At 71.6% G+C, this 21,924-nt stretch carries 24 protein-coding genes; 10 read left to right on the top strand and 14 right to left on the bottom strand.

Translation table 11 applies throughout. From position 1 onward, the window contains the following. The first annotated feature begins 53 nt into the window (after positions 1-53). Positions 54-686: a dihydrofolate reductase family protein gene (locus AB0C38_RS43880; protein WP_360685542.1), complete on the top strand. Its 633-nt coding sequence runs from the start codon at positions 54-56 to the stop codon at positions 684-686. A gap of 10 nt (positions 687-696) precedes the next feature. Here the strand turns inward: AB0C38_RS43880 and AB0C38_RS43875 are convergent, their stop codons facing one another. Then, on the bottom strand, positions 697-1,050 hold the full coding sequence (locus AB0C38_RS43875) for a hypothetical protein (RefSeq protein WP_360685539.1): 354 nt from the start codon (positions 1,048-1,050) through the stop codon (positions 697-699). A 46-nt stretch (positions 1,051-1,096) separates the two neighbouring features. Next, a complete protein-coding gene (locus tag AB0C38_RS43870; protein WP_360685536.1) occupies positions 1,097-1,939 on the bottom strand; it encodes an alpha/beta fold hydrolase in 843 nt (280 codons plus the stop codon). Between the two features lie 98 nt (positions 1,940-2,037). Between AB0C38_RS43870 and AB0C38_RS43865 the strand changes: the two genes are divergently transcribed. Beyond that, positions 2,038-2,424 carry a helix-turn-helix domain-containing protein gene (locus tag AB0C38_RS43865; protein WP_360685533.1) on the top strand — a complete coding sequence of 129 codons (387 nt, stop codon included), beginning with the start codon at positions 2,038-2,040 and terminating at the stop codon, positions 2,422-2,424. Positions 2,425-2,468: 44 nt separating this feature from the next. After that, positions 2,469-2,768, top strand: a complete 300-nt coding sequence (locus AB0C38_RS43860) for an EthD family reductase (protein WP_360685530.1) — start codon at positions 2,469-2,471, stop codon at positions 2,766-2,768. Here AB0C38_RS43860 and AB0C38_RS43855 read toward each other — a convergent pair. The 3 genes from AB0C38_RS43855 to AB0C38_RS43845 are packed head-to-tail and all read right to left on the bottom strand — an operon-like array spanning position 2,761 to position 7,845. Next, positions 2,761-4,191: an APC family permease gene (locus tag AB0C38_RS43855; RefSeq protein WP_360685527.1), complete on the bottom strand. Its 1,431-nt coding sequence runs from the start codon at positions 4,189-4,191 to the stop codon at positions 2,761-2,763. The two genes, AB0C38_RS43860 and AB0C38_RS43855, sit on opposite strands and share 8 nt — an antisense overlap. A 49-nt stretch (positions 4,192-4,240) precedes the next feature. Continuing rightward, positions 4,241-5,896: an amidohydrolase gene (locus AB0C38_RS43850; protein WP_360685524.1), complete on the bottom strand. Its 1,656-nt coding sequence runs from the start codon at positions 5,894-5,896 to the stop codon at positions 4,241-4,243. Further along, complete coding sequence (locus tag AB0C38_RS43845) at positions 5,893-7,845, bottom strand: primary-amine oxidase (RefSeq protein WP_360685521.1); 1,953 nt, start codon at positions 7,843-7,845, stop codon at positions 5,893-5,895. Before AB0C38_RS43845 ends, AB0C38_RS43850 begins: the two co-directional genes overlap by 4 nt. 85 nt (positions 7,846-7,930) lie before the next feature. Here AB0C38_RS43845 and AB0C38_RS43840 point away from each other — a divergent pair, with 85 nt between their 5' ends. Beyond that, complete coding sequence (locus AB0C38_RS43840) at positions 7,931-8,521, top strand: TetR/AcrR family transcriptional regulator (RefSeq protein WP_360685519.1); 591 nt, start codon at positions 7,931-7,933, stop codon at positions 8,519-8,521. A gap of 9 nt (positions 8,522-8,530) precedes the next feature. Here AB0C38_RS43840 and AB0C38_RS43835 read toward each other — a convergent pair whose 3' ends face one another. After that, entirely contained in the window at positions 8,531-9,211 is a 681-nt protein-coding gene (locus AB0C38_RS43835; RefSeq protein ID WP_360685516.1) for a TetR/AcrR family transcriptional regulator C-terminal domain-containing protein, read from the bottom strand. A gap of 67 nt (positions 9,212-9,278) precedes the next feature. Between AB0C38_RS43835 and AB0C38_RS43830 the strand changes: the two genes are divergently transcribed. The 3 genes from AB0C38_RS43830 to AB0C38_RS43820 all read left to right on the top strand — a co-directional run bounded on the left by AB0C38_RS43830 (position 9,279) and on the right by AB0C38_RS43820 (position 12,327). Then, positions 9,279-10,388: an NAD(P)/FAD-dependent oxidoreductase gene (locus tag AB0C38_RS43830; RefSeq protein WP_360685513.1), complete on the top strand. Its 1,110-nt coding sequence runs from the start codon at positions 9,279-9,281 to the stop codon at positions 10,386-10,388. 138 nt (positions 10,389-10,526) lie between these two features. Beyond that, positions 10,527-11,768: a cytochrome P450 gene (locus AB0C38_RS43825; protein WP_360685510.1), complete on the top strand. Its 1,242-nt coding sequence runs from the start codon at positions 10,527-10,529 to the stop codon at positions 11,766-11,768. 157 nt (positions 11,769-11,925) lie between these two features. Next, positions 11,926-12,327 carry an STAS domain-containing protein gene (locus AB0C38_RS43820; RefSeq protein ID WP_360685507.1) on the top strand — a complete coding sequence of 134 codons (402 nt, stop codon included), beginning with the start codon at positions 11,926-11,928 and terminating at the stop codon, positions 12,325-12,327. A gap of 14 nt (positions 12,328-12,341) precedes the next feature. Here the strand turns inward: AB0C38_RS43820 and AB0C38_RS43815 are convergent, their stop codons facing one another. Genes AB0C38_RS43815 through AB0C38_RS43790 form a run of 6 tightly spaced genes read right to left on the bottom strand, consistent with a single transcriptional unit; the run spans position 12,342 to position 18,278 of the window. Then, positions 12,342-13,892 carry a fused response regulator/phosphatase gene (locus AB0C38_RS43815; RefSeq protein WP_360685505.1) on the bottom strand — a complete coding sequence of 517 codons (1,551 nt, stop codon included), beginning with the start codon at positions 13,890-13,892 and terminating at the stop codon, positions 12,342-12,344. A 1-nt stretch (position 13,893) separates the two neighbouring features. Then, a complete protein-coding gene (locus AB0C38_RS43810; RefSeq protein WP_360685502.1) occupies positions 13,894-15,642 on the bottom strand; it encodes an ATP-binding protein in 1,749 nt (582 codons plus the stop codon). Then, complete coding sequence (locus AB0C38_RS43805) at positions 15,639-16,670, bottom strand: ATP-binding SpoIIE family protein phosphatase (protein ID WP_360685499.1); 1,032 nt, start codon at positions 16,668-16,670, stop codon at positions 15,639-15,641. Before AB0C38_RS43805 ends, AB0C38_RS43810 begins: the two co-directional genes overlap by 4 nt. Continuing rightward, on the bottom strand, positions 16,658-17,068 hold the full coding sequence (locus tag AB0C38_RS43800) for an ATP-binding protein (RefSeq protein WP_360685496.1): 411 nt from the start codon (positions 17,066-17,068) through the stop codon (positions 16,658-16,660). The genes AB0C38_RS43805 and AB0C38_RS43800 overlap by 13 nt, the downstream gene beginning before the upstream one ends. Then, positions 17,065-17,430 carry an STAS domain-containing protein gene (locus AB0C38_RS43795; protein WP_360685494.1) on the bottom strand — a complete coding sequence of 122 codons (366 nt, stop codon included), beginning with the start codon at positions 17,428-17,430 and terminating at the stop codon, positions 17,065-17,067. The genes AB0C38_RS43800 and AB0C38_RS43795 overlap by 4 nt, the downstream gene beginning before the upstream one ends. Continuing rightward, positions 17,430-18,278, bottom strand: coding sequence for an STAS domain-containing protein (locus AB0C38_RS43790; protein WP_360685491.1), 849 nt, complete (start codon positions 18,276-18,278; stop codon positions 17,430-17,432). Before AB0C38_RS43790 ends, AB0C38_RS43795 begins: the two co-directional genes overlap by 1 nt. A 160-nt stretch (positions 18,279-18,438) precedes the next feature. Between AB0C38_RS43790 and AB0C38_RS43785 the strand changes: the two genes are divergently transcribed. The 3 genes from AB0C38_RS43785 to AB0C38_RS43775 all read left to right on the top strand — a co-directional run bounded on the left by AB0C38_RS43785 (position 18,439) and on the right by AB0C38_RS43775 (position 20,618). Beyond that, entirely contained in the window at positions 18,439-18,798 is a 360-nt protein-coding gene (locus AB0C38_RS43785) for an STAS domain-containing protein (protein WP_360685488.1), read from the top strand. Continuing rightward, a complete protein-coding gene (locus tag AB0C38_RS43780) occupies positions 18,795-19,208 on the top strand; it encodes an ATP-binding protein (protein WP_360685485.1) in 414 nt (137 codons plus the stop codon). Before AB0C38_RS43785 ends, AB0C38_RS43780 begins: the two co-directional genes overlap by 4 nt. An 81-nt stretch (positions 19,209-19,289) precedes the next feature. Continuing rightward, the gene (locus AB0C38_RS43775) at positions 19,290-20,618 is read left to right on the top strand and encodes a jacalin-like lectin (RefSeq protein WP_360685482.1); all 1,329 of its coding nucleotides are present in this window, start codon (positions 19,290-19,292) and stop codon (positions 20,616-20,618) included. Here the strand turns inward: AB0C38_RS43775 and AB0C38_RS43770 are convergent. Both AB0C38_RS43770 and AB0C38_RS43765 read right to left on the bottom strand, forming a co-directional pair. Continuing rightward, entirely contained in the window at positions 20,615-21,379 is a 765-nt protein-coding gene (locus AB0C38_RS43770; protein WP_360685479.1) for a DUF1206 domain-containing protein, read from the bottom strand. The genes AB0C38_RS43775 and AB0C38_RS43770 overlap by 4 nt on opposite strands. 45 nt (positions 21,380-21,424) lie before the next feature. Further along, complete coding sequence (locus tag AB0C38_RS43765) at positions 21,425-21,901, bottom strand: DUF4231 domain-containing protein (RefSeq protein ID WP_360685476.1); 477 nt, start codon at positions 21,899-21,901, stop codon at positions 21,425-21,427. Between the last annotated feature and the right edge of the window lie 23 nt (positions 21,902-21,924).

The raw sequence follows: 21,924 nt of genomic DNA, 5'->3' as shown, positions 1-21,924 counted from the left end.
GGCATCAGCATTGACATTGGACGGATGCGTCGATCCCCTGCAGGCTCGATGCCATGACACTCGTCCGCGTACACAGCTTCGCCATTTCCCTCGACGGCTACGGCACCGGTGAGGGACAAAGCGCCGACGCCCACTTCGGTCACGCCGGGGACCGGCTGCACGAATGGATGTTCACCACCCGGTGGTGGCAGCCCGGCGGCAGCGGCGGCGTCGACGACGCGTTCATCCGGCAGCACGACCCGGGGATCGGCGCCGAGATCATGGGCGCCGGCAAGTTCGGCCACCCCGGCTGGCACGAGGACCCTTCGTGGAGAGGCGCGTGGGGCCCGAACCCGCCGTTCCACACGCCGGTCTTCGTCCTGACTCACCACACGCGCCCGCCGATCGAGATGGAGGGCGGCACGACGTTCCACTTCCTCGACGCGTCACCGGTCGAAGCCCTCGACGTCGCGCGAGAAGCCGCGCAGGGCAAGGACATCCGCCTCGGCGGGGGTGCGACGACGATCCGCGAGTTCCTCGCCGCCGGCCTGGTCGACCACCTGCACGTGGTGATCGTCCCGATCCTGCTCGGCCGGGGGGTGCGCTTGTGGGACGGGCTGGAGGGCCTCGAGAAGGACTACCAGGTCGAGGCGACGTCCTCACCGAGCGGCGTCACGCACGTGACCTTCACCCGCACGGCTTCCTGAACACCGGGGATCAGCGCACCGCGACGAACCAGCCGGCGGCCATTGCGACCGCATAGGTCACCACTCCGGCGGGGATGCCGGGCCAGCGGGGTTTGTGGTGCCGGACAAGGAGCGCGCTGGTCATCCAGGCGACGAGGATCGCGACGATCCAGCCGACCGGGGGCAGCCAGAAGACGACTTGCTGCCCAGTTTCGGTGCACGGGAAGAGGGTGTCGTCCGGCCGGCACGAGTCGGTGCTCATCGCCGCGGCCGAGCCGAACAGGAATGCGGCGATCCCGCCGAGCACCGCCAGGAACCAGCACGTGACCGCGAAGCCGATCCGGTGGGGAGGTTGAGTGGGTGAGTGCAGCCGGCTGTCCGTCATCGGCCCGGGATCCCCTTCTCCGAGGTGTCGTCACCGATCGTATAGCTCAGCGGGCGGACACCGGGTGGGACCTGCCTGACGTCAGCAGCGGCACGAGGGCGTCGGGGCGGTCCAGCGGGATGATGTGGCCGCAGTCGGCGATGACGTGGGACTCCAGCACGTCGGCCACCGGGCGCAGCTGGCGCGCGAGGGTGTCGCCCACCGGGTGGGCGCCGATCGCCACGGTGGGCACCGTGAGCCGGCGCGCCGCCACCGCCTCCGAGATCTGCCGCGCGCTTTCGGGCATGGCCCGGTAGTGGGCGAACGCGCACCGCAACGCCTCGCGGCCCGTGTAGGCGGCGACGAATTCGTCCCGGAGCGACGCCGGCACGCCTCGACCCCGGGTGCCGGCGTCGAGGAACCAGCCGATGTAGTCGTCTTCGTGCCCGGTCAGGACCGTCTCGGCGAGGCCGGGGACGGCGTGGAACCCGAACCACCACGGCGGCCCGCCAGCGAGGAAGTCTTCCGCGCCGGGGAGGCGGCCGAGCAGGGACTCCATCAGGACGAGCCGGTGGACCCGGTCGGGGCGGCGCAGGGCGAGGAGGAAGGCGGGCGGGGCTCCCGCGTCGATGCCGGCGACCGTCGCCGCCGGTTCGCCGAGGGCGTCGAGGAGCGCTTCGGCGTCGGCGGCGAGAGTGCCGGCGTCGTAACCGCCGTCGGCTCGGGTGGTCGCGCCGAGGCCGCGCAGGTCGGGGGCGATGACGCGGTGGTGCGGGGTCAGGTGCGGGATGACCGCGCTCCAGAGGCGCCAGGTGTGCGGGAAGCCGTGCAGCAGCAGGAGCGCGGGCCCGCGGCCGCCGATCGCGACGTTGACGTCGATGCCGTTCGCGGTGATCCGGTGTTCGCGCACGCTGCCTCCTCGGCGGTTACCATTGGTTAGTGGCTGACGGTAGGTAACAACCACGGCCCGGCCAAGACGGCACTTCCCCGACAGGTGGTGAGCTCCAGGTGACCCCCTCGCCGAAGGCGAAGGGCACGCGCGGCGACCTCTTCGACCCCGCGTGCCCGACCCGCCGGCTGCTGGACCGCATCGGCACGAAGTGGACGTCGATGGTGGTCAAGGTGCTGGCCGACGCCGGCCCGGACGAGGTGCGCTTCGCGGAGCTGCAACGGCGGATGCCGGGGGTGTCGCAGAAGATGTTGTCCGTGACGCTGCAGAGCCTCACGGCCGACGGTTTGGTGGCGCGCCGGGTCGAGCCGACGGTGCCGCCGAAGGTCCACTACCGCCTCACCGACCTGGGGCGCTCGCTCGAGGTGCCGCTCGCCGCCCTGCGCGACTGGGCGGAGGAGCACATGCCGGCGATCGACCGGGCCCACACCGCCGCCCGGGACTGACGAGGTGTGCCAGGCTGGGGGAGACCGCTGCCGAAAGGACCCCCATGCACCGCCTCACCGTGCTCTACCCGCCGCCCGCCGACGAGGCCCACTTCCGGGACTACTACGTCAGCACCCACCTGCCCCTGGCGGCGAAGCTACCCGGCATCCTCCAGTCGCAGTACTCCTTCGACGTCGCCTCGCTCGCCGGGGAGCGCAAGTACTTCGCCGTGTTCCACGCCGACTTCGAGTCGGCCGAGACCATGGCGACGGCGCTCGGCTCCGACGCGGGCAAGGCCGTGGCCGCGGACGTGCCGAACTACGCCAGTGGCGGCGTGGAGATGATCCACTACCCGCTCAGCTGAGCCCCCGGGCGCGCGACGCGCGGGTGAACCGGGCCACCACGAGCCCGGCGGCGAAGAACAGCACCACGAGCGCGAGCAGGATGCTCGCCAGCGCCACCGAGCCGCTGATCAGCGTCGTGAAGTTCACCAGCACCAGTACCGTCACCCCGACGATCCCGGCCAAGCCGAGCGCGGGCGCCACCCGGGTGTGCCACCTCCGGGTGTCGACCCGGTTCCGGGCGAAGAACACGATGATCGCGACGCCGGTGAGCACCATCAGCGCCAGGATGCTGACCGTCGCCAGCCCGGACATCCAGGTGAACAGGTTCAGCACGGGATCGGTGCCGGCGAGGACGAACACGGCGAGGATGACGGCGGCCGAAGCCGACTGCGTGAGCGAGCCGATGTGCGGCGAGCCGTGCTTGCGGTGCGTGCGGGCCAGCGCCTCCGGGCCGGCGCCCTGGCGGCCGAGGGCGTAGAGGTAGCGCGCGATCGCGTTGTGGAACGCCAGCAGCGCGGCGAACAGGCTCGTCAGCAGCAGGATGTTCATGATGTCGGCGTACGCGGTGCCGAGGTACCGCGCGGCCGCGCTGAAGACGAGGCCCGCGGTGTCGCCGCCGGCCGCGGCTTCGACCTTCGACGGGCCGTAGGCGATGACCATCGCCCAGCTGCAGACCGCGTAGAACACGCCGATCAGCAGCACGGCGATGTAGGTGGCCGCCGGAATGGTCCGCCGGGGCGAGCGCGCCTCCTCCCCGTAGATCGCCGTCGCCTCGAACCCGATGAACGACGCGACGGCGAACATGATCGCGATCCCCGGCGCCCCGTGGAAGAACCCCGCCGGGCTGAACGAGCCGGCCGAATACCCTTCGGGCCCGCCCTTGACGAGGATCGTCACGGCGAGCACGGCCAGCACGCTCATCTCGAGCACCAGCATCACGCCGAGCACCCGGGCGCCGAGGTTGATGCTCCGGTAGCCGAGCGGGGCCACGACGAGCAGCAACACCCCCGCGAGAACCCACCACGGGAGCGAAGGCCCGCCGTAGTGGGTGATGAGCCCCTGCAAGGTCGTCGCGGCCAGGCCGTAGATCCCGGCCTGGATGGCGGTGTAGGTCAGCAGCGCGAGCCCGGCCGCGCCGAGCCCGGTCGCGGGGCCGAGCCCGCGGGTGACGTAGGCGTAGAACGCGCCCGCGTCGACGACGTGGTGGCTCATGGTCGCGTAGCCGACGCTGAAGAGCAGCAGCACGATCGCGACGACGACGTAGGCGAGCGGGACGCCGGGCCCGTTGCTGATCGCGAACATGACCGGCAGCGCGCCGCCGATCGCGGTCAGCGGGGCGGCGGCCGCCACGACCAGGAAGACGATCCCGGCGATCCCGATGGAACCGCGGAGGGTGTGGCCGGTGTCGGTGGCGGGGACGGGAGTGGTGCTCGGTTCGGCCATGGTCGGCTCCGGGGGAGACGGGGTGGGGTGGCCGGCGCACGGTGGTGCGTCAGGGGTTCGACGGCTCGCGTTCGTGGACGAGCCGCCCGGCGAAGTACGTCCGCTCGACCACCGTGGCGTGGATTTCGCGGGGGTCGATCTCGAACAGGTTCCGGTCCAGCACGAGGAAGTCCGCCGCGTACCCGGGCGCCAGGCGGCCGGCGACGTCGTCGATCCCCATCGTCTTCGCCGGGTTGGTCGTGAAGGCGGCAAGCGCTTCCTCGACGGTGACGGCCTGGCCGGGGTTGAGCGTGCCGGGGAACCGGCCGTCGGGGTTGGCGCGGGTGACCAGGGTTTCCAGGCCGGTCCACGGGTCGGGCGTCGGCGCGGCGCACGGCCAGTCGGACCCGGCCGCGACGAGCGCGCCCGCGTCGACGAGGTCGCGCACCGGCCACGACCTCTCGACCAGCTCCGGCTCGACCTGCGCGCCGATGCTGTCCTGGATGACGCCCGGGTACCAGATGTAGGGGGAGAGGTCGGCGACGACGTCCAGCGCGCCGAACCGGCCGATGTCGTCGCGGTGCACGAACTCCGTGTGGGCGATCTGCAGGCCGAGATCCGCGCCCGTGCCGCGGAGCTGCTCGGCGGCGTCGAGCACGAGCCGCACCGAAGCGTCGCCGGTGGCGTGGAGCTTCGCGCCCAGCCCGAGTTCGGCACACCGGCTCAGCTGCTCGATGAGCTCCTCCAGGGTCCAGTAGAGCTCGCCGCGGAACGGTTCTTCCCCGTGGTGGCAACGATAAGGGGCCAGCAAGGCGGTGGTGCGGGTCATCGGGACGCCGTCGAGCACGATCTTGACGAAGTCGGGGCGCACCAGCTCGCCGCGCAGCTTTTCCAGCTGTGCGAAGAGGTCCTCGCCGACGATGCCGTCTTCGAGGAACGGGCGAGCGGGCGCGGAGAGGACGACGCGGGCGTTGAGCTCACCCGCTTCCTCGAGGTCGTGCAGCGCGGTCGCGGGCCCGAGCATCGTGGCTGCTTCCTGGGCCGAGGTGACGCCGTAGCCGTTGAGGACCTCGATCGCGCGGCGCACGGCGGTGGCCGTCCGGGCCGGGAGGTCGGTGATCGAGCGGGCGAAGGCGGTTTCGGCCTGCGCGGACGCCGCTTCGTGCAGCACGCCGGTCAGCCGGCCGTCGGCATCGCGGACGTATCGGCCGCCTTCGGGGTCGGGCGAATCGGCTCGGACGCCCATCGCTTCGAACGCCCGTGAGCTCACCCACCGGTTGTGCATGCTGTCGTCGCGCAGCAGCACCGGCCGCCCGCCCGCGGCCTCGTCGAGGCGGGCCAGGACGTCGCCGCCGGTCAGGCCGTCCAGGACCGTGCTGCCGATGATGCCGCCGACGAGCCAGGCGCCGGGAGCGAGGTTTTCCGCCCAGGCATGCACTTTGCGCAGGATCGTGGGCAGGTCGTCGGTCGGCAGCAGCGGCAGTTCGAAGGCGGCCTGGCTGCCGCCGAGGTTGAGGTGGACGTGCCCGTCGATCAGGCCCGGCACCACCGTCGCGCCGCCGAGGTCGCGGACGACCGTGTCCGGTCCGATGAACGGCTGTACGTCGGCGGCGCCGCCCACCGCTGTCAGCACGCCATCGCGCACGGCCAGCGCTTCGGCCCACGGCTGCCGCGGGTCCTGCGTCCGGATCCGGCCGCCGGTGACGACGAGGTCCGCGGCGGTCATGCCGGGTCCCCTGAGTGGTGGCAGTGCGCGCTCGCGGACGGCGGCACGTCCAGCGTCGGGTTGCGGTCGAAGAACCCCACCGGCTTGAGAGTGAAGCCGGCGTGGTCGACCGGCATGATCGGCCAGTCCTCGGGACGCGGCACGTGTGTCAGGCCGAAGGTGTGCCAGACGACGACGTCCTCGTCGGCCAGCGAACGGTCCTGGGCCGCGTAGGCCGGGAGCCCGGCCCCGCCGGCGTGCTGGTTGACGAAGTCGCCCGCCGAGTACCGTTCGGTCGGGTCGTAGCGCGTCACCCACAGGTGTTTCGTGGCGAACCCGGCGCGGCGCGCGATGGAGGACCGCGGGTCGGCGAGCAGCGTCGGCAGGCCTTCGGGGACGAGGGCGTAGCCGACCGGCCGGCCGAGGCGGTTCTCGCGGCCGGGGTTGACGATGTGCCACGCCCGGTTGCGGCCGGGGTCGGCGTCGCGCTGGGCTTCGGACTCCCGTTCGAGCACGGTCCGGCGCGTGGTGAAAGCGTTGCCGCGCGGGTTGTCCGGCCCGATCGGCACCCGTTCGACGTCGATCTCCTCGACCCGGTTGCGCACGCCGTCGACGGTCATGTCGAGCCGCGCGCTGAACAGGTGCTGGTGCAGCGGCGCGCCGAGCCCGGGGGCGATCTGCGACGCGTACGGGTATTCGCCGCCGTCGTGCGCCGAGGTGAACACGACGCCGGTCGCCTTGGTTTCGAAGGCGATCGTGCCATCGAGGGAGAAGTACCAGTAGAAGCCGTAGTCGTAGTTGCCGACGGTGGTGAAGAACGACACCACCAGCCGACGCTGACGCCGGGTCTGGGCCGAACCGGACCACAGATCCGTGTGCTTCCACAGGATTCCGAAGTCTTCTTCGTGGATGCAGACGGCGTTCGGGAGGGTCTTCGGCTCCCCGAGTTCGCCGGCGATCACCGCGTCCAGGTAGGTGATCTCGCCGAGGCAGTCGCAGCCGAGCTCCAGCGCGTTCGCGTACCGGCCGACGAGGTATTCGCCGGTGTCGAAGTAGTTCTGCCACGACCGCACCGGGGCCGGGTCGGCGTAGGGCACGACCATCTCGGCGATGGACGCGCGGTAGACGACCGGGCGGACGCCGTCGCCTTCGTCGAAGCCGATCTGGTGCAGGACCAGGCCTTCCCGGGCGTCGAACCCGACGCGCAGCGACCACTTCTCCCACGTGAGGAGGTTGTCGTCGAGGTGCAGGCTCGACCCCTCGGGCTGGGTGATCTCGATCGGTTTCTGCGTGGTGCGCAGGGGTCCGTGCACCGCCGGGTCGTCGTAGTTGCCGGACTCGCGCGGCACCGGCACGGGCCCGCTGTCGATGACCTGGTCGACGACCCGGTTCATCGTGTCGACGTAGGCGACCAGGCCGTCGATCGGGTGGGCCCACGCCGAGTCGGTTTCGTGCTCCTGCAGGAAAGCCAGGCCGCGCAGGATCCGCCGGCCGGACTCCCCGGGGTACTCGTCGGCGTAGACGCCGGCCGAAAGCGGGGCCACGCGGACGTTTTCGACGGCGAGCCCGCGGGCTTCGAGCGCGGCGAGCCAGCGTTCGTCGGTGGCGAGGACCTGTTCGACGAGCTCGAACTCCTCGTCCAGCACGGGAAGCTGGCCGCTGGTCGCGGTGTCGAGCTCGGTGGCGGACACGACTTCGGCGGCGGCCACGTCGATCACGACGTCGTGGGACGCCTGGGCCGCCAGGTCCAGCAGCAGCGCGCGGAACCGGCGGCCACCGCGGCCGGCGAGCACATCGGCCTTCGGGGGTTCTTCGAGGCCGACGTAGACGAACCGGGTGCTTTCGGTGACCAGTCCGGCTTTTTCGGCGGTTTCGCGGACGGTCCGGATCTCTTCGGCCGTCACCGGGGCGAGCGGATGCTGCGGCATCGGCGTCCTCCTTGAGCGCGTGGCGGCAACTATACTGAGCACTTGTACAAAATAAAGAGGGCTGGAAGTCACGGCTGGGTCACGGCCTAGGGTGGCGGGACGAGCCGCCGTCGGAAAGAGAGCGTCAGTGCCCAAGGTTGTCGATCACGACGCGCGCCGTCGGGAGATCATCGGTGTGGTGTGGCGGCTGGTCGCCGAGGAAGGCATCCAGTCGGTGACCACCCGCCGGATCGCCGAAGCGGCCGGCTTCGCGAACGGGGCGCTGCTCTACTACTTCCCGAACAAGGACGCGGTCCTCACGGCCGCCTTCCAGCACATCTTCGAGGCGACGAACACCCGTGCCGACAAGGCGGAAGGGGACCGCCACGGCCTGGCCGGGCTCCGGACGCTGTGCCTGGAGATCATGCCGCTGGACGACGAACGCCGCACCGAGGCGCGGCTGGCGATCACGTTCTGGCAGCAGGCGCTGAACTCCCCCGAAAAGGCCGAGATGCACACGGGCTTCATGAACCGCTGGCGGGTGGAGATGAGCGCCCGCCTCACCGAGGCGGCGGCCGACGGCGAGATCGGCGAGCCGCCGAGCACCGACGCGGTCGTCGACGAGCTGCTCGCGATGCTCATGGGCCTGCAGATCCTCGGCGTTCTGTCGCCGCGGGAGGCCACCCCGGAGCGGCAGCTCGGTCAGCTCGACGAGTTCTTCGCCCGCCTCCGCGGCTGACGCGTCGGCTCAGGTCGGGAGGCCGGCGCCGATGCCGTCGAGGAGGAAGCCGAGGCCGAGGCGGAAGGTCTCGTCGGCGTCCAGGTGGGCCGCGTCGCGGATGACCGTCTCCAGCGCGGGGTAGCGGCCGGTCGCGAAGGTCCGCTCGAGGTAGGGCCCGTAGGCGGCCTGCCACTGCCGCTGGTTCATCCCGGAGGCTCGTTCGGCGCGCCGCTCGGCGATCTCCCGGCGCACCGTGCCGATCACGTACGCGTCGACCGCGGTGACCACCGGCATCACGACGTCCACGTCGACGCCGTCCATCGCGGCCAGCACGGCCTCGCCCCTGGCCAGCGCGTTCGGCCCGAGCTGGGGCCGCCCGCCGATCAGGTCGGCGAGCCATTCGTGCCGGTGGACGGCTCGCCGGGTCGCTTCGGCGACCGACGTCAGTGCCTCCCGCCACCCGGCTCCGGCCGGCCGGATCTCGGCGTAGACCGCGTCGAGCATCAGGTCGAGCAGCTCCTCCTTGGTGGCGATGTAGCCGTACAGCCGCATCGGCCCGACGTCCAGCGCGGCGGCGACCTTGCGCAGCGACACCGCTTCCAGCCCGTTCACGTCGGCCAGCTCGATCGCCGTACGGACGATCCGCTCCCGGCTCAGCGGGGCCGGCACCGGTCGATCCGGCGGCTCCGGCCGCTCCCACACCAACATGCGGTGACAATACAACGCCTGTTTCGATACACTGTATCCGTCAATACGCTGTATCGAAGGGGGAACCATGACGATCGCCATCGTCGGAGCCGGGATGGGCGGCCTGGCCCTGGCCCGGGTGCTGCACGTGAAGGGCATCGAGGCCGTCGTGTACGAGCGGGAGCCGTCGCGCGAGGCGCGCGGCCAGGGCGGCATGCTCGACATCCACTCCGGGCAGCGGGCGCTGCGCGAGGCCGGCCTGATCGAGAAGTTCCACGAGATCGCCCGGCCGGAAGGCCAGGACATGCGACTGCTCGAACCGGACGGCACGCTGCTGCTCCAGGAGGACACGCCGGACGACGCGCCGTCCCTGCGACCCGAGGTCGACCGCGCCGACCTGCGCGACCTGCTGCTGGACTCCCTCCCCGAAGGCACGGTGCGCTGGGGGCACGCGTTCGAATCCGCCGGCGACGGCCTGCTGCGTTTCGCGGACGGCCGCAGCGCGCCGTACGACCTGCTGGTCGGCGCGGACGGCGCGCAGTCCCGGGTCCGCTCGCTGCTCACCGACGCCCGCCCGGTGCACCTCGGCCAGAACGTCGTCGAGGTCGGCATTCCCGACATCGACCGCACGCACCCCGACCTCGCGGCGATGCTCGGGCGCGGCAACTACTGGGTGTTCGGCGACGGAGTGTCCCTGGCGGCTCAGCGCAACGGTGACGGCCGCGTCCGCATCGGCGTCAACTTCTACAACACGGGCGAGGACTGGTTCGCCGGCAGCGGGATCCCGTTCGACGACCCGGCCGCCGCCCGGGCGCGGCTGATCGAGTTGCTCGACGGCTGGGACCCGCGGTTCATCGCGTTGATCGAGGCCTGCGACGACGTGGTGGTGCCACGGTCGATCACCTCGCTCCCGTTGGGCCTGACCTGGCCGGCGAAACCGGACATCACGCTCATCGGCGACGCGGCGCACCTGATGCCCCCGGTGGGCGAGGGCGCCAACATGGCCCTGCTCGACGGCGCCCTGCTCGGCCTCGCGCTGGCCGCCCACCCGGACGGCTTTCCCGCCGCGGTCAAGGAATACGAAAGCGAAATGTTCGAACGCACCGGCAAGGCCGCCCGGATGTCCGCGAAGATGCAGGAACTGCTGATGGCGCCGGACGCTTCTCGGAGGTTGCTCGAATTCTTCCGACCCGGCTGATCACGGGCTGGGGTCACCCCTATTCGCGTCGCCGATTCTTACGCCCCCGTGACGGAAACCGCTGTGCCACTGGTAAAACCGGAAGGACGGCCTACGGTTCGGGTGGGCCGGACCGAGTACCGGGTAAGGGGAGGCGAGATGACCAGCGGCAATGTCCTGCGGCTCGACGTGACCGGCCAGGACGTGCACGGAGAGGCCCGGCTCCTGCGTGCCGAAGGCTCGGCCGGGCTCGTCGAACTGCCCGGCGGCGTTCCGGCGTGGGCGGTCGCGGACGCGGCCACCCTGCGCAAGCTCCTCACCGACCCCCGGGTGTCGAAGGATCCTCGCGCGCACTGGACCGCCTTGCGCGAAGGGCGGATCGGCGAAGACTGGCCGCTGCTGATCTGGGTGTCCGTGCGCAACATGTTCACCACCTACGGCGCGGACCACCGGCGGCTGCGGACCCTGGTGTCCAAGGCCTTCACCCCGCGTCAGGTGGAGGCCATGCGGCCCGAGATCGACCAGATCACGACCGAGCTGCTCGACCGGCTCGCGGGCGCGGGCGCGGAGCAGGTCGACCTGCGCGAGGAGTTCGCCTACCTGCTGCCGGTCGAGGTGATCTGCCGGCTCTTCGGCGTGCCGGCCGACCGCCGGGACGCGATGCGCTCGGTCGTGGACACCATCTTCGACACGACCGTCACCGCCGAACAGGCGCAGGCGAACTCGCTCGAGCTGTACGAGCTCATGCGCGGCCTGGTCGCCGAGAAGACCGCGAACCCCGGTGACGACCTCACGAGCGCCCTGATCACGGCGCGGGCCGAAGACGCCACCCGGCTCGACGCGGACGAGCTGGTCGACACCCTCATCCTCATGCTCACGGCGGGCCACGAGACCACGGTCAACCTGCTCGACCACGCGGTCACCGCCCTGCTGACCCACCCCGCCCAGCTCGCCGCCGTCCGGCGCGGCGAGCACACCTGGGCCGAGGTCATCGAGGAGACGCTGCGCTGGCAGGCCCCGGTCCCGTACCTGCCGCTGCGCTACGCGGTCGAAGACATCGTCCTGGACGACGGCACGATCATCGGCAAGGGCGAGGCGATCCTGGCGGCGTACGCGGGAGCCGGCCGCGACCCGGCCGAGCACGGCGACACGGCCGACGAGTTCGACCTGTCCCGTGCGGACAAGCAGCACCTGGCCTTCGGGCACGGCGTGCACTTCTGCCTGGGCGCTCCGCTGGCCCGCCTCGAGGCCGCCATCGCGCTGCCCGCGCTGTTCGCCCGGTTCCCGGAGCTGCGGCTGGCCGTGGATCCGGCGGAGCTGGCCACCGTGCCGTCGTTCCTGTCCAACGGCCACACCGCCATCCCGGCTCTGCTCGGCCCGGCGGACGAGCCGGTGACCTGACGACCGCTGCCGATCAGGCGGGGACGGCGGATCCGTGTACGGTTGGCCGCGCGGCGGTTCCGGTTCGAACGCCGTCGCACCACGACCCGCGGCCCTCCGGGGCCGGCGTGGGACCGAACGGTTCGGCCTCACGGATTTTCCGTTGAGGAGGCCACCCGTGGTTCCGCCACCGCGACCTCCTTCGGTACCCCCGCCGCCCGGCTCCCTCGAGGTGCTCACGACCGCCGAGGCGACGGTCGTGGTGGCCGCGGGCGACCTCGACCTCGCCGTCACCGACGACCTCGCGGCGCTGCTGGACCGGCTGGTCCGGCAGCGCCCGGCGGCGCTGGTGTTCGACGCTTCGGCCGTGACGTTCTGCGCGGCCCGGGTGGTGACGATCCTGGTGGACGCCACCGCCGACGCCGTCTTGAACCGGGTGCCGTTCGCGGTCGCCGGCCGGAGCCGGTCGCTGCTGCGGCCGATCGCCGTCCTCGGGCTGGACCGGGTCGTCCCGGTGCACCGGGACGCCGCCGAGGCGCTGGCCTGGCTGGCCGTGGTCCCGCTGCTGACCGAACGCTAGCCGGGAAATCCCTTTCAGGCGTCGCGCCGGAAGGCGAGCAGGGCGATGTCGTCCTGGGCGTCGCGGCCGAACTCGTCGAGCAGCCCGTCGCACAGGACCTCGAGGTCGGCGTCGTGCGCGACGGCCGCGGCGAGGGCGGCCATCCCGGCGTCGAGGTCCGTGCCGGACCGCTCGATGAGCCCGTCGGTGATCAGGAGCACGAGGGTGCCGACCGGGAGTTCGAACTCCGTCGACGGCGGCCGGGGGAGCCCGACGCCGAGCAGCGGTCCGCGGATGTCGAGGAAGCGTTTTCCGCTCGCGTCGGCCAGGAGCGGCGGGATGTGCCCGGCGCAGGCCACCTCGGTGGCGCCGGTCGCGGGATCGACGAGCATGAGGCACGCGGTCGTGAGGCCGTCGGGGTGGAAGCGGCTCACCATGGCGTCGAGGCGGTCGAGGATGTCCACCAGGCCGTGCCCTTCGACGGCGTAGGCGCGCAACGCGTGCCGCACTTCGCCCATCACCAGCGCGGCCTCGAGCGAGTGGCCCGAGACGTCGCCCACCGCGATGAGCAGGCGCCCGTCGAGCTCGGTCACCTCGTAGAAGTCGCCACCGATCTCGGTGTGGCGGGACGCCGGGAGGTAGCGGGCCGCCATCGGCAGCTCCCGGCTGCTCGGGAGACTGCGGGGCAGGAGGCTCCGCTGCAGCGCGACGGCCAGGTCGCGCTCCCGGGACAGGGTGCGCAGGGCGTCGGCGGCCAGGGCGCTCACCTGGCCGAGCTGGATGAGGACGTCCCGGTCCTGGTCGGTGGCCGCCAGCGCGTCGTCGACCGCGACGCACACGACGTCGGCGCCGGGTTTCGCCCGGGCCAGCATGACCGTGGAACTGCGCCCGGGCCGCCACGCGAGCTCGTGCCCGCCGCTGACGGTGGTGCGCATGTGGGGCAGCAGGAGGGACGCGGTCAGGTTGTCGAGCACGGCCGGTTCGGTGCCGGTGGACTGCCGGTGGTCCTCGGCGGCGCTCACGGTGCGCACCGAACCCTGCGGCGTCGTCGCCAGCGCGGTCGCCGGGGCCGCGAAGATCGCCGCCGCGCCCGCGGCGACCGCGGCCAGGTAGGCGTCGAACGTCGTCGCGGAGTTGATGGCGAGCGTGGCTTCGGTGAGCTTCGTGAGCCGGTGGGCCAGCCGTTCGGCCGTGGCGCGGGCGCGGTGGTACCGCAACGCCGATTCGACCACCGCGAGCAGCTCGGCCGGGGCCACCGGTTCGATGAGGTAGCCGTCGGCGCCGCGGTTGAGCCCGCGGGTGAGGTCGTCCGTCTCGATGGCGGTGGCGGACATGTGGATCACCGGGATGGCGGACGTCGCCGGGTCGGCCTTGATCCGCTCGCAGACCTCGATCCCGCTGATGTCGGGGAGGTTGACGTCGAGCAGGACGAGGTCCGGCCGGTGCTCGGCGACCGCTTCGAGCCCCGCGCCGCCGGTGCCTGCCTCGACGACGTGGTAGCCGTTGCGGCGCAGCCAGCTGCCGGCCAGGTAGCGGCTGGCCTCCAGGTCGTCGACGATCAGGATGGTCGCGGCCGGGTTCGGCATGTCACGTCCTCCGCACTACAGCGAGCGCTTCTCCGACGGCGAGCCGGACGGTTTCGGCGGAAATCTGCGACTTCAGCAGCAGCGCCGCGCGCAGCCCGGTCGCGGTGAGGTCCATCCCGCCGGGGACCGCGGAGGTGACCACGACGACGGGCAGGTCGCACAGGTCCGGCTTCGCGCGGAGCACGGCGAGGACCTCCCGGCCGTTCATGCCGGCCATGGCCAGGTCGAGGAAGACGACGTCGGGCCGGAACCCGGCCAGCGTCTCCAGCGCTTCCCGGCCGTCGCCGGCCACCCGGACCTCGGGGGAGAGCTCGGCGAGCCGGCGGGTGAACTCGGCGCGGAACACCGGGTCGTCGTCGACGACGAGCACGCTGCCGAGCGCGGTGATGTCGCCGCCGCGAGGCCGGGCGGGCACCCGCAGCTCCACCGTGGTGCCCTGGTCGACCTCGCTGGTCAGGACGAGTTCGCCGCCGAGGATTTCGGCCAGCTTCCGCGCGTAGGACAGTCCGAGCCCGGTGCCGGAGGTCTTCGCCTGCAGCTTGTTCCGGACCTGGTGGAACTCTTCGAAGACGCGCTCGAGCTGCTCGGCCGGGATGCCGATGCCCGTGTCGGTGACGGTGAAGCGGACGTGCTCGTCGCCGGCCGCGGTCACGGCGAGGCCCACGGTGCCGCGCTCGGTGAACTTGATGGCGTTGGAGAGCAGGTTGCGGAGGATGCGCACGAGCATGGTCTCGTCGGTGACGAGCGTGTCGACCTCGGCTTCGTCGATGCGGAGCTCGACCCCGGCCGGGACGGTCGAGCGCAGCACGCCGTGCAGGTGCAGCAGCACGGCGCGGACGTCGACGGGCGTCGGCTGGGGGACCAGCCGGCCGGATTCGGCCTTGGCGGTGTCGAGCAGCTCGTTGACCAGGGCGAGCAGGGTCTCCCCGGAGTCGTTGATCAGCCGGACCTGGCGTCGCTGGTCGCCGGAGAGCGGTTCGGCTCCGTCGGCGCCGAGCATACGCGCGAGGCCGACGATCGAGTTCACCGGCGAGCGGAGCTCGTGGCTGATGTTCGACCAGAAGCGGGTCTTGGCTTCGTTGACCGCGGCCAGCTGCGTCGTCTTCTCGTTGATCTCGGCGTAGAGCGCCACGACGCCGCGGTTGGTCTCTTCGAGCTCCTCGGAGAGCTCCTTGTACAGCGCGACGACACCCTGGTTGGTCTCTTCGAGCTCTTCGTTGAGCCGCAGCAGTTCCTGCCGCTTGCTTTCGAGGTCGTCGAGCGCGGTGAGCAGCTCGTGGTTCTGGGCGCGCAGCTCGTCGAGCGGGCCGGCGGCCCGGCCTCCGGCGAGCCGTTCGCGCAGGGCGTCGAGAGAAATGATCATGGGCGCTGAACCTGTCGTCGGGCCCTTCGTGATGGTCATGGTGGCCCGGCCGGCCTCGTGGGTGGTGGTGACCTCGTCCATCAGCCGGGCCGTGGTGTCCCGGCTGACGTCGAGGACGACGTCGGCGGGCGGGCCCTGCCAGCCGATCTCGATCGCCAGCCCGGGGGCGGACGTCGAAGTCAGCGCGAAGCTGACCGCCGCCTCGGTGCCGCTGCGCACGAGGTCGCGGCCGACGTCGCTGAGGGCAGTGGCCACGCGGACCTGGTCCTGCGGGTCGAGGCCGATCGCCTTGGCCGCTTCCCGGCCGTACTGCCGCATCGCGAACACGCCGGATTCGGCGGACAAGGTCATCCGCAGGAGTTCGTTGGCGCGGGGCCGGGGGGTCATGGCCGCGGCTTGCCGACGAGGACACCCGCGTCGTCGTTGCGGACGCCGGCGTCGCGCACCAGGGCGGCGGCGATCACGAGCGGGGTGCTGTCGAACAGCGCGCCCCACTGGCCGGGGCGCCACTTCTCCGTGAGCCCGTCGCTGTGCAGCACGACCGTGGCGCCGGCGGGCAGCTCGTGGTCGAAGGCGCGGATCGTCCGGGCCTGGTAGCCCGCGATCCCAGGCACCGAGATCATGCCTTGTTTCCGGTCGCCGAGGACGACGGAGCCGGCGATGTTGCCCACCCCGGCGAAACGGACCCGGCCCTCGGCCGGAGCGAGGTCCGCGATGGCGACGGCGCCGCCCCGGCTGCTTCGCAGCGCCGTGTGGATTGCGGCGATCACCTGTTCCGGTGGTTCTCCGGCCGGCCGCTCGCAGAAGATCCGGACGGCCTCCCGCGCCGCGCTGGCCGCCAGCGGCCCGTGCCCGGAGCCGTCGCACATCATCAGCCGCATGCGGCCGTCCGCCCGCATCACGGCGTAGGCGTCGCCGCAGACCTCTTCACCGGTGATCGGCCGCGTCATCCCGGCCGCGTCCTCGGCCAGCTCCGCCCCGGCCGAACGGAACCGGGCGGTGACGATCGTGCCGTGTCCCGGCTCGGAGAACACGGTCACCGCGTCGGAGAGCCGGTGCACCGCGCCGAGCCCGACCCCGAGGGTGCCCGCGGTGGAATGGCCGTCCTCGATCGCCGTGGCCGGATCGCCGATGCCGGGGCCGCGGTCGGCGGCGACGACCTCGACCGCGGCGTGGGTGGTCGCGCGGACCGAGCGGACCACGAGCGTGCCGTGCCGCGCGTGGCGGTCCAGGTTCGTCACCAGCTCCGTGACGACGATGCCGACCTCGGCGGTCCGTCCCTCCGGGAACCCCAGCCGCTCGGCCAGACCGGTGGCGATCCGGCGCGCCCGGCCGGCGGCGGTCGGATCGTCGACGGTCACCCAGGCGACGTCCTCGGTCACCGGCAGGCAGTCCGCGACGGTCACCGTGACCACTTGACCACGGTCACTTCGGTGCCCCGGCCCACCTCGGTGTCCAGCGTGAACTCGTCCACCAGCCGGCGAGCCCCGCTCAGGCCGAGACCGAGGCCCTTGCCGCTGCTCCAGCCGTCGGCCAGCGCGAGGTCGGTGTCGGGAATGCCGGGACCGTCGTCGTGGAAGGCGGCCTTGACGCCGGTGCGGCGGCCGTCGGTGACGACTTCGATCCGGGCGAGGCCGCCGAGGCCGTAGACGAGGGTGTTGCGGGCGAGCTCGCTGGTCGCCGTGACGAGCTTGGTCTGGTCGACGAGCGAGAGCTTGATCTGCTGGGCGAGGGTCCGGACCGACTGGCGGACACGGACCACGTCGGAGTCCGTGACGATGGGAATCTCCTCCACCACGCCGGCGGAGGTCATCTCCGGGCCGCCCGGAGACCTTGGAGGATCTCCATGCCCTTGTCCAGGTTCAGCGCCGTGCGGACGCCGCCGAGGGTGAGGCCGAGCTCGACGAGCGTGATCGCGACGGCCGGCCGCATGCCGATCACCACGGTGTCGGCGTCGAACAGCCGCGACAGCGAGGCGATCGTCGCGAACATCCGGCCGATGAAGGAGTCGACGATCTCCACCGCGGAGATGTCGATGACCACCCCGGACGCGCCGGTCGTGCTGATCTTTTCGGCGAGGTCTTCCTGCAGCGCGAGGACGCTCTGGTCCTCCAGGTCGACCTGGATCGAGACCAGCAGGACGTCGCCGATCTTCAGAATCGGGATCCGCTCCATCAGGCGGGCCTCTTCTCGCCCCGCACGAGCTCCACGCCCTCGAAGCTGAGGGCGTGGCGCAGGGCGTCGGCGAGCGTCGCCTTGGTCGTGATGTCGCCGAACTCGATCCCGAGCGCGACGATCGTCTGGGCGATCTGGGGGCGGATGCCCGAGATGGTGCACTCGGCGCCCATCAGCCGCGCCGCGACGACGGTCTTGAGCAGGTGCTGCGCCACCTGGGTGTCGACGGCCAGGACACCCGTGATGTCGATGATCGCGTGCTGGGAGCCGGTCTCGACCAGGGCTTCGAGGAGCTTCTCCATCACGACCTGCGTGCGCGCCGAGTCGAGCGTCCCGACCAGGGGCACGGCGAGGACGCCTTCCCACAGCTTCACGACGGGCGTCGTCAGCTCGAGCAGCTGCTCGGACTGCTCCCGGATGATCTCTTCGCGCGCGGAGGCGTACGTTTCGAACGTCCACAGGCCCAGCCCGTCGAGCAACCCGGAGAAGGTCATGAGCCGGCGGAACACCGCCGGGTCGTCGTTGCTTTCGGTGAGTTCGAAGACCGCCTGCTTCAGCGCGAAGACGCTCGCCGCGGTTTCGGTGGGGCTGAACCCCTGGCGCGCCCGGTTCCGGGACAGGTCGGCCAGGAAGGCCCTGAGTTCGCGGTGCCGGTCGCCGTCGAGGGCGTCGGCGGACTCGTCGGCGACCGGGAGCAGGGTGGTGAACAGCTCGCCCAGATCGCGCTGGAGTTCCGTGGTCGTCGCGCGCCCGCGCAGACCGGCGCCGGCCAATTCGGCCCAGCGCTCGACCAGGCTCTCGCCGTGCTCACGCAGCAAATCCGACAGCCGCACCTGAGCCGCAGTCATCCAGAGCCCTCCTCGCCGTTCCCGGTACGTCCGCGAACCTTAGCCTGCTGGTCCCGGGTTCCCGGTCGTCGCGGGGCCGATCCCCTGCGCGGCGGAGTGGCCTGGCCCGTACGCTGGTTTCCGATCGGCGCGCGCGCCGATCGGAAAGGGGGGCGATCCAGTGGACGAGGGAGCCCCGGTCGTCCTGCGCATCTCCCACCGGCGGGCCGGCACGGCCCACGTGGTCGAGGTCGCCGGGGAGATCGACGCGGGCACGGCTCCCGAGCTCCGCCGTGAGCTCGCCCCGGAAGCGGTGGACACCGCGGCCGGCCTCGTCGTCATCGACCTCAGCGAGGTCCGGTTCATCGACTCGGCCGGGCTGACCATCCTCGCCGGGCTCCACCGCCGCAGCCGGGAACGCGGCGTGGGCGTCACGGTCGTCACCCGCCAGTACGCCGTCAAGCGGGCGCTGAGCATCACCGGGCTCGACGAGCTCATCCCGGTCGTCGCCGACCTGGCCGAAGCCTTGCCGGCCGAATGACCGGCGACCCGGCGCTGTTCGACCTCCGTGGCACAGGCTCGGCCGACCTGGCCTCGGTCCGCAGGTGGGCGGCCCGCCGGCTGAGCGACCTGGGCGAGCCCCACCGCGAAGACGTACTGCTGGTGCTGAACGAAATAGTCCAGAACGCGTACGAGCACGCGGGCGGCGCGCACCGGCTCCGGCTGACCCGCAGCGCGAACCCGTGCGAAGTGACGATCGGGGTGGAGGACAGTTCCCTGCTCCCACCCCGGCTCAGAGAGGTGGCGGGCACCGGCTTCGGCGGCCGCGGCCTGTACCTGGTCGACAAGCTGGCCACGGCGTGGGGCTCCCGGGACGACCTGCCGGTGGCGGGCAAGACGGTGTGGGCCAAGGTTTCCTGCGGCCTGGCGCACCAGGAACCCTGCCGCTGAACGGGTTATTGACCGGGGACTCCCGCGGACACTAACGTCTGCTGTCGCCCGTTCGTGTTAGCGCTAACTTTCGGAGGCACCGTGCGGAAACGCCTTGCCGCGCTGACGGTCGCGGTGGTGCTGTCCGCCGCTGCCCCGGCGGTCGCACACGCCGACACCGCCGACGGCGGCAGCTTCTCCGTCCTGAGCTACAACGTCGCGGGCCTGCCCGAGGGGATCTCCAGCGCCCCGACGCCGCGGCAGTCCGCGACCACGGAGATCGGCAGGCGAATCGGGTCCTACGACCTCGTGCACGTCGAAGAGGACTTCAACTACCACGCCGCGCTCTACTCCACCGACGGCCACCCGTACCGGACCCCGACCAGCGGTGGCGCCGGGATCGGCAGCGGGCTGAACTCGCTTTCGTCCCTGTCCTACGACGTCGACGACTTCGAACGCGTGCGCTGGACGTCGTGCCAGCTCGACTCGGGGGACTGCCTGACACCGAAGGGTTTCACCTTCATGCGCGTCCGCCTCGCCGAAGGGGTGTACGTCGACGCGTACAACCTGCACACGAACGCGGGCACCAACGACGGCGACGAAGCGTCCCGCGCGGCGAACCTCGTCCAGCTGACCGGGTTCATCAAGACGCACTCGGCCGGCAACGCCGTCATCGTCATGGGCGACACCAACACCCGCTACACCCGCGCCGCCGACACCATCGCCGGGTTCGCCGCCGGCAACGGCCTCACCGACGCCTGGGTGCAGCTCGTGCGTGGCGGCACCGCCCCGGCACCGGGCAGCCCGGCGCTGGTCTGCGACGAGCAGGTGGTGACCGACGACTGCGAGGTCGTCGACAAGGTTCTTTACCGCGGCAGCAACCTCATTTCCCTGAACGCCACGGCTTACGACAACGAGCACGCGAAGTTCCTCGACGACCAGGGCCGGATGCTGTCCGACCACGACCCCGTGACGACGAGCTTCAGCTGGACGCGCAACCCCGCCCTCCGGCTGTCCGAGCAGTTCGGCGGCCCGCACGGCGACTACTTCACCGATACCGAAATCGTCCCGGTCGCGGCTCGGGTGCGCACTCTCGTGCTGCGCAGCGGATCCCGGGTCGACCAGGTCGGCGTCACGCTGGACGACGGCTCCACACTGGCCCACGGCGGGAGTGGCGGAACGGCGGCGACGTTGACGTTGGGCAGCACCGAATACCTCACGTCGGCAACCCTGTGCCAGGGCAGCTACGGCGGCCACACGCGGATCTTCTCGGCCCGGTTCACGACCAGCCTCGGCCGCATCCTCGCGGGAGGTTCGACGACGCCGGACTGCGTCACGCGGACCGCGCCCGACGGCTGGCAGATCGCCGGCTTCCACGGGCGGGCGGGAGGCGAGGTCGACAAGCTCGGCTTCGTGTACACGCGACGCTAAATCCGGCGGAACCGGGCCTCCATGAGGACGAAGACGCCGAAGGTCGCGATGCCCGCGGCCAGTGTCAGCAACAGGGCCTGTCCATAAGGCTGCACGGCGAGGGTCTTGAGTGCCGGATCCAGGCCCGAGGCCTTCGCGGGGTCGTAGCGGACGGCGGCCAGGACGAGCATCGCGCCGACGGTGCCGTAGGCGATCGCCACCGCGCACCAGCCGACCTGGCCGAGCCGCTCGATCGACCGGCGGAGTCCCCGGGACGCGCCGCTGAAGTCGAGATCGTGGACGAACTTCTTGCGGATCCCGCGGTAGGCGAGGAAAGCCGCGACGAGGATGACGATCGCCCCGGCCGCGATCACCGCCACGGCACCCCACGGTTCGCCCAGCACGGTGGCCACCACGGAGCCCGCTTTGCCGGAGCCGCCCATCGCGGTTTTGGTCGCGCTGTAGGCGACGAGGCCGTACAGGACGACCTCGATCCCGCTGGTGGCCCGCCGCACCCAGCGCCGTCGCGGCGAGGAGTGCTGATGGCCGATGATCGCCTCGGCCAGCTGCCACAGCGCCAGCACCCCGGTCCCCGCGGCGACCAGCCAGAGCAGCCACGCCCCACCCCCGGCGGCGACGACCTGCAACGCACCGGCCTTGTCGGCTTTCTCGTTGTCACCGAGCGCGACCTGGGCGGCCAGCCACGCGACGATCAGGTGGACCAGCGCGTAGCTGATGAGCCCGATCCGGGCGATCAGGGCAAATCTTCGTAAGTCGGGCACCAGAGGGATACTCGTCCACGGCGGCGGGTTTGACCAGACACAAAGTCACGGCGCCGGGTCGTCGGTCTTCGTCACCGTCCGCGCACCCTCGGAGACGTGACGGGCCCAGGAGTCGTGCCCGGCCATCCCGATCTCGCTGATCCGCTCCGAGAACAGCAGGACCCGTTCCTGGTCGGAAAGGTCGCGGTAGGAGCCGGCGCCCTGCTCGAACAGGAAGTGCTCGGAGGACAAGCGGTTCTGCACCTCGCGAGACGCCGTCCAGTGCTCGTGCGAACGCGTGGCGCTCATGAGCCCGGCCGCCAGCGCCGCACCCGCGCTGGCCACGATGATCCAGGACCGGGGAACGGTCTGGACGCCCGCGATGGCGGTGGTGCCGACCGTCAGGGTCACGCACCCGTAGGTGAAGAGCTTGGACGCCAGCCGGCTCCGCCGCGCGCGCCCGCGCCAGTTCCGCACCAGGCCTTGCCACCGGGCCACGGCCCGGTCTTTGCGCTCCTGCAGGTCGTCCGATTTCGCCGCCATGCGCACATGATGGCGGAGTTCCG

The organism is Amycolatopsis sp. NPDC048633 (assembly GCF_040650695.1).
GTDB lineage: Bacteria > Actinomycetota > Actinomycetes > Mycobacteriales > Pseudonocardiaceae > Amycolatopsis.
This window is presented reverse-complemented; position numbering and strand designations above follow the sequence as displayed.